This is a genomic window from Pseudomonas sp. ACM7, assembly GCF_004136015.1.
GTDB classification, from domain to species: Bacteria; Pseudomonadota; Gammaproteobacteria; order Pseudomonadales; family Pseudomonadaceae; genus Aquipseudomonas; species Aquipseudomonas frigoris.
In genome coordinates this window covers 3,707,437-3,718,353 of record NZ_CP024866.1, presented here as the reverse complement: position 1 = coordinate 3,718,353, position 10,917 = coordinate 3,707,437, and the positions used below count along the sequence as shown (strand labels likewise).

The following is a 10,917-nucleotide window of genomic DNA, read 5'->3' as shown; positions in this document are numbered from 1 at the left end:
ACCTTCCTGCTTATGCCTGTCGGATCTACGTCGCAGCGTCCCGTGCAAGTATTGGGCTTTAGGGAAACACGCCCCTTTACCCCGCTGCGCCGCCTCTATCCGCTTGCTGTTCGTCAAGCCAGCATTTTGCCTCGGGCTTCCTTCAGATTCGCGGTCACCCGCGACACCCTTGCCTCTGGCTAACACTTCCCCTTGCCGGGTGTGTAGAGGACTTTCACCTCCAAGTCACCAGCGAGGCCACCACAGCCAAGCTGGTTGCGCTTGCGCGCAACGCGCCATGCCTGGCGCACGAATAAAAAGCCGATCGCTACAGCGCGACGCTAACAAGACAGGCGTTATTTATGTCCTTTGCGATACTGCGGCTTATCGGTTTCATCCTGGGTACTTTTCTGATCACGTTGGCTGTGAGCATGGCGATACCAATGCTCACGCTGGTGATCTATGAACGCAAAGAAGATATGTCGGCGTTTCTTTGGGCTAGCCTGATCACATTGGTGTTCGGGCTTCTGTTGATTAACAAGGGGCGCCCTGAAAACGCTCAATTGCGTCCCCGCGATATGTACATGCTGACGACCGCCAGTTGGGTGGTCGTCTGCATGTTCGCCGCATTGCCCATGGTTTTTATCCAACACATCAGCTACACCGACGCGTTTTTTGAAACGATGTCCGGCATTACCACCACCGGATCGACCATCCTGACGGGTCTGGACACCGCCTCTCCCGGATTGCTGATCTGGCGTTCAATGCTGCATTGGCTGGGCGGGATCGGATTCATCGGTATGGCCGTGGCCATCCTGCCGCTATTGCGGGTAGGGGGCATGCGGCTGTTTCAGACCGAATCATCCGACTGGTCGGAGAAGGTCACGCCACGCTCCCACGTCGCAGCCAAATATATTCTGGGGCTGTATGTCGGGCTTACCAGTTTCTCCACGCTGGCGCTGTGGATAGCAGGAATGACGCCATTTGAAGCAGTCAACCATGCGATGTCGTTGATTTCAACGGGAGGATTTTCCACCTCCGATGCTTCTCTGGCGCACTGGACGCAACCGGCCATTCATTGGGTGGCGGTGGTTGTCATGACTCTGGGAAGCCTGCCTTTTACGCTGTATGTGAGCATGTTGCGCGGGAATAAACGGGTTTTGCTCAAAGATCACCAGGTACGCGGGTTCATTGGCTTTTTGATCATTACCTGGCTGCTGTTCGGTACCTGGTTGTGCTTGCACAGCGAGTTTGGCTGGTGGGAGGCATTTCGCATCGTGGCGGTCAATGTGACCTCGGTGGTCACGACGACCGGCGTAGCGCTGGGGGATTACACGTTGTGGGGTAGTTTCTCCGTGTTGCTGTTCTTCTATCTGACCTTTGTCGGCGGCTGCTCAGGCTCCACCGCCGGCGGCCTTAAGATCTTCCGCTTTCAGGTGGCTGGCGCCCTGCTCATGGGCAGTCTGAAACAATTGATCCATCCTCGCGCCGTCATCCGGAAAAAATACAACAATCATCCCATCGACGAGGATATCGCCCGTTCGCTCCTGACGTTTTCATTCTTTTTCACCATCACCATCGGGGCGATCGCCATGGGGTTGGCGCTCATTGGCCTGGACTGGACGACTGCATTGAGTGGCGCGGCCACTGCCGTCTGCAACGTGGGCCCTGGCCTTGGTTCAATCATCGGCCCGGCAGGAAACTTTTCGACATTGCCCGATGCCGCGAAGTGGCTGCTGACCGTTGGCATGCTGTTGGGAAGACTGGAGATCCTCACCGTTCTGGTGCTGTTCATACCAGTTTTCTGGAAATACTAGTCCCGACGACCAATGGTGGTTTATTGCCTAGACTCCTTTTGTCCATCGTGCGAATGCGTTTCAGACATCGACTGCACGAAATAACAACAAGAGGAACATCTGAATGCTCAAGTCATTGTGGAACGCAGTTGTCTGCACGCTCGCGCTTGGCGTGTCGAGCCTGGCGCTGGCGGCTGATCCCATCATTATCAAGTTTTCCCATGTCGTCGCCGAACAGACGCCCAAAGGCCAAGGCGCCCTGCTGTTCAAGAAGCTGGTGGAAGAACGTCTGGCGGGCAAGGTCAAGGTAGAGGTTTATCCGAACTCCTCGCTGTTTGGCGATGGCAAGGAAATGGAGGCGCTGCTGTTGGGCGATGTGCAGATGATTGCGCCGTCGCTGGCCAAGTTCGAACAATACACACCCAAGTTACAGCTATTTGATTTGCCGTTCCTGTTCAACGACATCTCGGCCGTTGACCGCTTCCAGCGAAGCCCTGAAGGCCAGGGACTTCTCAATTCCATGGAAAGCAAAAACATCACCGGACTTGCCTATTGGCATAACGGCATGAAGCAGCTGTCCGCCAACAAGGCGCTACGTGAACCGGGCGATGCCCGCGGTTTGAAATTCCGCGTGCAGGCCTCGGCCGTGCTCGAGGAACAATTCAAGGCGGTGCGCGCCAACCCTCGCAAATTGAGCTTTGCCGAGGTGTACCAGAGCTTGCAGACCGGCGTCGTCAATGGCGCGGAAAACCCTTACTCGAACATCTACAGCCAGAAAATGTACGAAGTGCAAAAGTTCATTACCGAGTCCGACCATGGCTTGCTGGATTACATGTTGATCACCAACACCAAGTTCTGGACTGGTCTGCCGCCAGATGTGAAAGCCGAACTGGACAAAATCATCGTCGAGGTCACCACCCAGGTGAACCAAAAGGCAGAGAAACTGAACCAGGAGGACAAACAGCGCATCATCGACGCCAAAACCACCGAAATCATCACACTGACCCCGGAGCAACGTGGCAAGTGGCGTGAAGCAATGAAGCCGGTTTGGACGAAGTTCGAAGGTGCTATCGGTGCCGACCTGATCAAGGCCGCCGACGCCTCAAACCAGGCTCAGTAATCTACCTATGGGCGCCGCTCGAAAGGGCGGCCCCTGTTTCAGGGTCGTCACTCGATCGGGAGATGCCACTCATGAATGCCTTGCGGCGCATCTGGGACCACTTTGAAGAAGGCTTCATTGTTTTCCTGCTGGCGGCAATGACGCTGGTGACATTCGTTTACGTCATCCTGAACAACCTCTATAGCGTTTTCTACAGCTTCGCCGACGCTTGGCCGAGCGCCAGTGAACCGTTATTCGCGATTGGCGACAGCGTCATGGGGATGGCCCAGGCGATGACGTGGAGCATTTCGCTGACCAAAGCCCTGTTCGCCTGGCTGATCTTTTTTGGCTTGTCCTACGGGGTGCGCACGGCCGGGCATATCGGTGTCGACGCCTTGGTGAAACTGGCCAGCAAACCGGTTCAGAGAATCATCGGCATCATTGCCTGCCTTTGCAGCCTGGCCTATGCAGGCCTGCTCAGCGTCGCCAGTTTCGAATGGATTCAAACCTTGTTCATCGCCGGAATCGGCGCTGAAGACCTTGGTCATTACGGCATCATGCAATGGCACATAGGGCTGATCGTGCCCGTGGGTTTTGCCTTGGTATTCATCCGTTTTGCCGAAATCCTGGTGCGCATCGTGCAAAACCGCCAAACAGGCCTGGGCCTGGCCGATGAGGCCGCGGATGTGTTGAAACTGACCGAGCATGAGGACGACAAGAAATGACCATTCTTTTCCTCTTTGTTGCTCTGTTCGTGCTGATGTTTATCGGCGTACCGATCGCCATTTCCCTTGGCTTGGCCGGTTCGCTGACGATCATCCTTTTCAGCCCTGACTCCGTGCGTTCACTGGCCATCAAGTTGTTCGAGACGTCCGAGCACTACACCTTGCTGGCGATCCCGTTCTTTTTGCTGGCCGGCGCCTTCATGACCACGGGCGGCGTGGCACGGCGCTTGATCGATTTTGCCAACGCTTGCGTCGGTCATATTCGCGGCGGCCTGGCCATCGCGGCCGTATTGGCGTGCATGCTGTTCGCCGCGCTGTCCGGCTCAAGCCCCGCCACGGTAGCCGCCGTGGGCTCCATCGCCATCGCGGGCATGGTCCGCTCCGGTTATCCACAGGCGTTCGGTGCCGGTATTGTGTGCAACGCCGGCACGCTGGGCATTCTTATTCCTCCCTCCATTGTGATGGTGGTGTATGCCGCGGCGACGGAAACCTCGGTCGGCAAGCTGTTCATGGCCGGCGTGGTGCCGGGGCTGTTGCTGGGTACTTTCTTGATGATTGCCATCTACGTCGTCGCCGTCAGGAAAAACCTGCCCGCCATGCCGCGGGCGACTGTCCGTGAGTGGTTGACGGCAGCACGCAAGGCCATCTGGGGCTTGTTGCTCATGGTGATCATCCTGGGCGGCATTTACTCCGGGATGTTCACCCCGACCGAGGCGGCGGCAGTAGCGGCGGTCTACTCGGGGTTCGTTGCGCTGTTCGTCTACAAGGACATGACTTTTCGCGAAACGCCGAAAGTGCTGCTCGAATCCGCCAAGCTGAGCATCATGCTGATGTTTATCATCGCCAATGCCATGCTCTTCGCCCATGTATTGACCACCGAGCAATTACCTCAACAAATCACCGCCTGGGTCATCGGCGTGGGCCTGACGCCAGTGACATTCCTGCTCGTAGTGAACATCGTGTTGTTGGTGGCAGGGGCGTTCATGGAACCCTCGGCAATCATCCTGATCCTGGCGCCGATCCTGTTTCCGATTGCCGTGCAGCTGGGGATCGACCCGATTCACTTGGGCATCATCATGGTGGTGAACCTGGAGATCGGCCTGATTACCCCGCCCGTGGGGCTGAATCTGTTCGTCACCTCGGCGGTGACCGGCATGTCGCTGGCGGCCACCATCCGTGCAGCCATGCCTTGGCTGGTTATCCTGTTGCTGTTCCTGATACTGATCACCTACGTACCGTGGATTTCGCTGGTGCTGCCGAACTGGCTGGGGATGACGTAACCGGGATGAGCAGCTCCGGGCCGTCAGGCCCAATGCCGTGGATCGTTCATCACCGCCTCGTGTTCGGCGAATAGCTTGGGTAATTCGGCCTTGAGAAAATCCACCCAGGTCCGGACCTTGGCATCGAGAAATCGCCGCGACGGGTACAACGCATACACATTGCGCTCACGGGGGCGCCAGGCCGGCAGCAAGCGCAACAAGGTGCCATCGCTCAAGGGGCGCGTCGCGGTGTAGAACGGAATCAGGCTGATCCCCATACCGGCCTCCGACGCCTTGACCATCGACTCGGCGACGTTGCACTGAAAGGTTTGGGCCGGGCTGACGGCATGCTCGCCCTCTTCGTCTCGGAACACCCATTCATCGCTGTACAACGGGTCGAGCATGCGCAGGCACCGATGATCGTTCAGCGCCATTGGTGTGTGCGGCACGCCATGCCGTTGCAGGTATTGCGGGGAGGCGCAGGGCACGCTGTAAATCTGCCCGATGGCCTGGGCGACCAATTGCGAATCGGCCAGTTCATGGGCAATCGAAATCACCACATCGTGCCCTTCCTCCAGCGGATCGGGATTGCGCTGTGACAGCGTCAGCTCGAACACCACATCAGGGTAAAGCTCGCTGTAACGGGCGATCAATGGCGTGATCAGCACACCCAGGCCATTCATGCTGTGAACCCGCAGCCGTCCACTCGGTTTGAGATGGGCGCCACGGGCCTCTGCCGTTGCCACCTCCATTTCTTCGAGTATTTGCCGACTGCGCACTAAAAAGCGTTCACCGGCCTCGGTCAGGCTCAATCGCCGCGTGGTGCGTTGCAGCAAGCGCGCTTGCACATGCTGCTCCAGATCCGCCACCAGCCGCGACACTTGCGCGGTCGACAGGTCCAGCGCATCGGCGGCGGCGGTAAAACTTGCGCAGTCCACCACGCGGACGAACACCCGCAAGTTATTGAGCAGATCCATAAGCCCTCCAGGGGCGGTGACTGTTACGTTTCATGTAAGGCTGCATCAGGCGCTGGCCCCTTTATCGGTCGCGGGCAAAGACTAGAATTCAGGTATCGGAATCAACACGGAGCACGGAAAAATGAAAACCCCGATCAGCCTGTTTCTGACCGTTGTCGCCACCTCGGCCATGGCCGCCGGCAACGAGCCCGCCGCTACCTCGTACAACCCGGCACAGCCGCTGGACATCGCCAAGGTCGTTTCAGTGTCGGACACCGCGACCGCCTGCGGGGTTGTGCCTGCGACCATGGAGTATGTCGATCATCAAGGCCAGACTCATCACGTGACGTACGAGGTCATGGGTGATTGCACGAGCAACCTGTAATCACTGGCACCGCACGACTCACACGATCATTCGTTTCGCCTGCAAGGCCAGATCATGCAGGCCGGTCAGGCGCGCCATGATGCGTTCGACCACCTCGACCCTGGCAACCGCACCGCTTTGCAGTTCGCCCATCGAGTGCAGGGCCACTCCGGCCTTTTCCAGGCCCAGACGTGTAGAGCCGGACAACTGCTGAAGACCTTGGCGTGCCTGTTCAGCGGACTGTTCCAGCCCCGTAGCGATTTGCCGGATCTGCGCACTGGAGTCCGCTGCCTGACGCGAGAGATTGCGCACCTCATCGGCCACCACCGCAACCCCTCGGCCATGGCTGCCCGCCCTCGCCGCCTCAATGGCTGCGTTCAACGCCAACAGGTTGGTCTGACGGGAAATGTCCTGGATGCTGCCGACAATCGCGCCGATGCGCATCGACTGACTGCCGAGCTCGTCGAACACTTGATCCAGACGCTGCATGGAGAGGTTCAGATCTTCCAGCACACTGGCCGAAGCCTACATGCTCAGCGCACTCGCCTTCACCCGTTCACCTGCCGTGCGCGCCAGTTGATTGGCAAAGCGCATGTCTTCCTCGGTTTGCAGCACGGACTCGGTCAATTGCTCCAGCGTGACCTGCAAGCCGATTTTGTGCGGTGGCTGTTCTTTTTCAGGGTTCATAGCAGCGTCCATGTGTAGCTGAGGATCAAGCGGTTTTCGTCGATATCACTGCGGTAGTTGGAGCGAGCCATCGCGTTGCGCACGCGGATCCCGAGGCCTTTGAGGCTGCCGCTCTGCAGCACATAGCCGATGTCCAGATCGCGTTCGCGGTCCTTGCCCTCGAACCCTTTGCCGGTATCGACATTGTTGCCGGTGATGTAGCGCACGGTGCTGGTCAACCCCGGCACGCCGAGGGCCGCGAAATCGTAGTCGTAACGCGCCTGCCAGGAGCGCTCATCGGTGAAGGCGAACTCGTAGGTCGGCACCTCGTTACCCAGTGGGCTGATGTTGGCAAACACTCGGGGGAAGGCGCTGTCGCCGAACATGCCCTGATAACCGACATAGAACGTGTGGCCGCCACGCTTGGCCGACAGCAAGGAGAAGAACGCCTGGTTGTCGATGTTACCCAGCAGCTTTTTGCCGTCTTCGCGCGAATCGTAATACCCGAGGTTGGCGCCCAGTATCCAGTTACCAAGTGGCTCGCTGTGCTTGAGGCCGAGGAAACGCTGGTTGTAGATATCTTCCAGTTGCCCGAACCAGGCGCTGACCGAACTGCGTTTATCGTTGAAAACGTAATCGGCGCCGGCAAAGTTGAAGCCATCACTGCTGACCTGACGCTGCGGTACATGACCGAGCATGGCTTGCATCTTTTCGTCGCCAGCCTCGTTGCGCAGGCTGGTGGAACTCAAGTGGCCACCTTGCAAGGTCAGGCCATTGATCTCGTTTGAGCTGATGCTCGCACCCTGATAGCTGGGCGGCAGCAAACGGATATCGCTGAAGGCCAGCACCGGCAGGTTGGGTTGCAGCTCACCCACCTTCAGTTCGGTTTTGGAGAAACGCACCTTCAACGCGCCTTCCAGACGGCTGTAATCATTCGCCGCGCGCCCATCACCCTGCACCGGCAGCAAACCGGTATTGACCCGGTCCGGGCTGCTGTCGAGTTTGAGGCCGAGTAGGCCAATGACATCCACACCAAAACCGACGGGGCCTTGGGTGTAACCGGATTTGACGTTGAGGATGAAGCCCTGCGCCCACTCTTCGGCCTTCGATTGTTGGTTGGCCCCGACGATGTCGGAAAAGTCCCTGCTGAAGTAGTAATTGCGTGCTTGCAAGGTGGCGGTGGTGTCTTCGATGAAGCCACTCTCGGCCGCCATCGCACCGGCGGAGAAACTCGAGACGACAGCCATGGACAACACTGAACCGGTTGTTGGAAGAATCTGTTTCATTTTTTTTTCTTATTTTTATTGATCGACAGGTTGAAGTGCTTCAGCCACAGCGGATTCGCTGCGGGGAACGGGACGACGGGCGTTTAACAACAAGTGCGTAACCATGCCGAAAATCAGCCCCCAAAATGCAGCGGACAAGCCCAACAACGACATGCCCGACGCGGTGGTCAGAAAAGTCACCAACGCGGCTTCGCGATCACCCGGCACGGCCATTGCGCCGGCCAAGGCCCAGGCAATCGCGGCGAACAGCGCCAGCCCGGCCAGGGCTGCGATCAGTTCTTTGGGGAACGCCGAAAACAGTGAAACCAGGGTCGCGCCGAAAATACCCAGCACCAGGTAACACAGCCCGCCCACAACCCCGGCCACATAGCGTTTGCCGGCATCTTCATGGGCCTCGCGCCCGGTACAAATCGCCGCGGTGATGGCTGCCAGATTCAGCCCATGGCAACCGAACGGTGCCAACAACGCCGTGCCCACCGCACTGCTGGCGATGATCGGGCCGGCCGGTGTTGCGTAACCGCTGGCGCGCAGCACCGCCATGCCGGGAACGAACTGGCCGGTCAGCGCCACCATCACCAGCGGCAAGGCGATATTCAGCGTCGCGCTCAGGCTGAAGGCGGGCGTGATCCACACCGGCGTGGCCAACCCGATCACCAACGCCTCGCTGTGCAAATCACCGGCGAGAAAAGCCATCGAGCAGCCCACCAGCAGCACCATCAACACCGCATACCGCGGCATCAACCGTTTGCAGATCAGGTACGTGACGAACATCGCCAGCACCAGCAGCGGCTTGCCCTGCAACGAGACGAATAAGCCGGTGCCGAAGCTGAACAGAATCCCCGCCAGCATCGCTGCCGCAATCGCCGCGGGCAGTTTGCCGATGATCCGGTCAAACGCCCCCGACACCCCGACCAGAAAAATAATCAGGCTGCTGACCAGATAGGCACCCACCGCCTCCGGCATGGAGATCCCTGGCAACAGCGCCACCAGCAACGCCGAACCCGGCGCCGACCACGCGATGATCACCGGGACGCGGTAACGCAGGCTCAGACCGATGCCGAGCACGGCGCTGCCGATGGAAATCGCCCAGACCCAGGAAGACAGCACCTCCCGCGAGAGGTGCGCGGTCTCGGCGGCCTGGAAGATGATCACCAACGGGCCTGCGTAGGAAATCACCGTGGCGATAAATCCGGCGACTGCCGCAGACAGGGAAAAGTCCCGGACGAACGCTCTCATGAAACGTCGCCAACAGCCCCGTCGGGCGAACCGTGGCGCAGGCCCGACAGCGCTTGTTTAGCACTGCGCCGACTGCTGATGGCGAACACGGTCATGGCAATCGCGGCCACCGCACCGGGCAAGGCAAAGGCCATGAAGTTAAGTTGCAGCGGCAGGCTGATCCCGAGTAGCGCACCGCCCAGCAGCGGTCCGACGATGGCACCGTTGCGCCCGATGCCCGACGCCCAACCCAAACCGGTGGAGCGAATGGTCATGGAGTAGAACTGCGCGGCGCAGGCGTACAACAGAATCTGTGAGCCGATGGTGGTGGCGCCGGCGATGGCGATCAGCAAGTACAACAGCGGCATCGGGCTGTTGAAACCCAGCAAGGTGATCGACACCGCAGCCACGGCGAAGAACACCGCCAACACCCGCGGCAGGTTGAGCTTGTCCCCCAGGACACCGCCACCGACCGCGCCGAAAATGGCGCCGAAGTTGAGCACCAGCAGGAACGACAGACTCGAGCCCAGGCTGTAACCGGCGTTGGCCATCAATTTTGGCAGCCACGAACTCAAGGCGTAGACCATCAGCAAGCAGCAGAAAAACGCCAGCCACAACATCAGCGTGCGCAGCGCACGACCTTCGCGAAACAGTTGCAACACCGGGGTGCCGGTGCCCTTCACTTCGCTCATGTGCAGTTGATCGCTGGTTTGCGAGACATACGCCGGGTCAATCCGCTGCAGGATGTTGCGCGCCTCTTCATTGCGCCCCTGGCGCAGCATGAAACCCACCGACTCGGGCAGGAAGTACATGATCAACGGCAACAACAGCAACGGCAGCACCGCCACGTAAAACACCGATTGCCAGCCAAAACTCGGGATCAGCACGATACCGAGCCCCGCCGAGAGCATGCCGCCCACCGAGTAGCCGCTGAACATGATTGCCACCAGCGTGCTGCGGATTTTCTTCGGCGCGTACTCGTTCATCAGCGCCACGACGTTGGGCATCACCCCGCCAATGCCAAGCCCGGCAATGAACCGGCAAATACCAAACTCGGTGGGGTTGCGGGCAAAACCATTGAGTACGGTAAAACCGCTGAACAGCATCACGCAGATCGTGATGGCTTTTTTGCGGCCGATCTTGTCCGACAGCGGGCCGAAGAACAGCGCGCCGAACATCATCCCGAACAGTGCATAACTGCCCAGTGCGCCGGCTTGCAGAGGACTGAGCCCCCACTCTTTCATCAGCATCGGCAGCACCACGCCGTAGATCACCAAATCGTAACCGTCGAAAATGATGATCAGGGCACACCAGAACAGCACCATCCAGTGAAAGCGGTTGAATCGTGCGTTGTCGATAACCTCATGTACGTCGATCTTGCGCATGGCATTTATCTCTTGTTGTTATTTTTAGAGCGTCGGTAAAGCGGCTTACGTCCGTACAGCCGAGGGTAGAGGCGACAGGCACGGGGCAATATCCGCTTTGCGCAGATCGCTATCCGTTTTGTGCAATGCCCTGAACCGGGCGTGGGATGAGGATTGTCGCGGGCATGGCGCGCCGCAGATCCGGCAG

Annotated in this window: 12 protein-coding genes; 6 read left to right on the top strand and 6 right to left on the bottom strand. The window is 58.9% G+C overall.

What is annotated here, in order from left to right; genetic code table 11:
• The 5 genes from CUN63_RS31920 to dctM all read left to right on the top strand — a co-directional run.
• Positions 1 to 183, top strand: a 183-nt coding sequence (locus tag CUN63_RS31920; RefSeq protein WP_218570132.1) for a hypothetical protein, incomplete at its 5' end; no start/stop codon positions are given.
• Between the two features lie 158 nt (positions 184 to 341).
• Positions 342 to 1,796, top strand: coding sequence for a TrkH family potassium uptake protein (locus CUN63_RS17525; protein ID WP_129441140.1), 1,455 nt, complete (start codon positions 342 to 344; stop codon positions 1,794 to 1,796).
• A 103-nt stretch (positions 1,797 to 1,899) separates the two neighbouring features.
• Positions 1,900 to 2,895 (top strand): TRAP transporter substrate-binding protein, encoded by a 996-nt coding sequence (locus CUN63_RS17520; RefSeq protein ID WP_129441138.1) that lies wholly within the window; start codon positions 1,900 to 1,902, stop codon positions 2,893 to 2,895.
• A gap of 71 nt (positions 2,896 to 2,966) precedes the next feature.
• Positions 2,967 to 3,599: a TRAP transporter small permease gene (locus CUN63_RS17515; protein WP_129441136.1), complete on the top strand. Its 633-nt coding sequence runs from the start codon at positions 2,967 to 2,969 to the stop codon at positions 3,597 to 3,599.
• The gene (gene dctM / locus CUN63_RS17510; RefSeq protein ID WP_129441134.1) at positions 3,596 to 4,879 is read left to right on the top strand and encodes a C4-dicarboxylate TRAP transporter large permease protein DctM; all 1,284 of its coding nucleotides are present in this window, start codon (positions 3,596 to 3,598) and stop codon (positions 4,877 to 4,879) included. The genes CUN63_RS17515 and dctM overlap by 4 nt, the downstream gene beginning before the upstream one ends.
• 23 nt (positions 4,880 to 4,902) lie before the next feature.
• On the opposite strand, the gene CUN63_RS17505 is transcribed toward dctM, so the two are convergent.
• A complete protein-coding gene (locus tag CUN63_RS17505) occupies positions 4,903 to 5,835 on the bottom strand; it encodes a LysR family transcriptional regulator (RefSeq protein ID WP_129441132.1) in 933 nt (310 codons plus the stop codon).
• A gap of 121 nt (positions 5,836 to 5,956) precedes the next feature.
• Here CUN63_RS17505 and CUN63_RS17500 point away from each other — a divergent pair, with 121 nt between their 5' ends.
• Positions 5,957 to 6,199 carry a DUF2790 domain-containing protein gene (locus CUN63_RS17500; RefSeq protein ID WP_129441130.1) on the top strand — a complete coding sequence of 81 codons (243 nt, stop codon included), beginning with the start codon at positions 5,957 to 5,959 and terminating at the stop codon, positions 6,197 to 6,199.
• An 18-nt stretch (positions 6,200 to 6,217) separates the two neighbouring features.
• On the opposite strand, the gene CUN63_RS17495 is transcribed toward CUN63_RS17500, so the two are convergent.
• From CUN63_RS17495 to CUN63_RS17480, 5 genes are read right to left on the bottom strand one after another with little or no spacing between them, the layout of a single operon-like run.
• Positions 6,218 to 6,667, bottom strand: coding sequence for a methyl-accepting chemotaxis protein (locus tag CUN63_RS17495; RefSeq protein WP_371928235.1), 450 nt, complete (start codon positions 6,665 to 6,667; stop codon positions 6,218 to 6,220).
• Between the two features lie 36 nt (positions 6,668 to 6,703).
• A complete protein-coding gene (locus CUN63_RS32230; RefSeq protein ID WP_256657540.1) occupies positions 6,704 to 6,865 on the bottom strand; it encodes a hypothetical protein in 162 nt (53 codons plus the stop codon).
• Positions 6,862 to 8,130 (bottom strand): OprD family porin, encoded by a 1,269-nt coding sequence (locus CUN63_RS17490; RefSeq protein ID WP_129441128.1) that lies wholly within the window; start codon positions 8,128 to 8,130, stop codon positions 6,862 to 6,864. The genes CUN63_RS32230 and CUN63_RS17490 overlap by 4 nt, the downstream gene beginning before the upstream one ends.
• A 15-nt stretch (positions 8,131 to 8,145) precedes the next feature.
• The gene (locus CUN63_RS17485; RefSeq protein ID WP_129441126.1) at positions 8,146 to 9,366 is read right to left on the bottom strand and encodes a benzoate/H(+) symporter BenE family transporter; all 1,221 of its coding nucleotides are present in this window, start codon (positions 9,364 to 9,366) and stop codon (positions 8,146 to 8,148) included.
• Positions 9,363 to 10,730 carry an aromatic acid/H+ symport family MFS transporter gene (locus CUN63_RS17480; protein WP_129441124.1) on the bottom strand — a complete coding sequence of 456 codons (1,368 nt, stop codon included), beginning with the start codon at positions 10,728 to 10,730 and terminating at the stop codon, positions 9,363 to 9,365. The genes CUN63_RS17485 and CUN63_RS17480 overlap by 4 nt, the downstream gene beginning before the upstream one ends.
• Between the last annotated feature and the right edge of the window lie 187 nt (positions 10,731 to 10,917).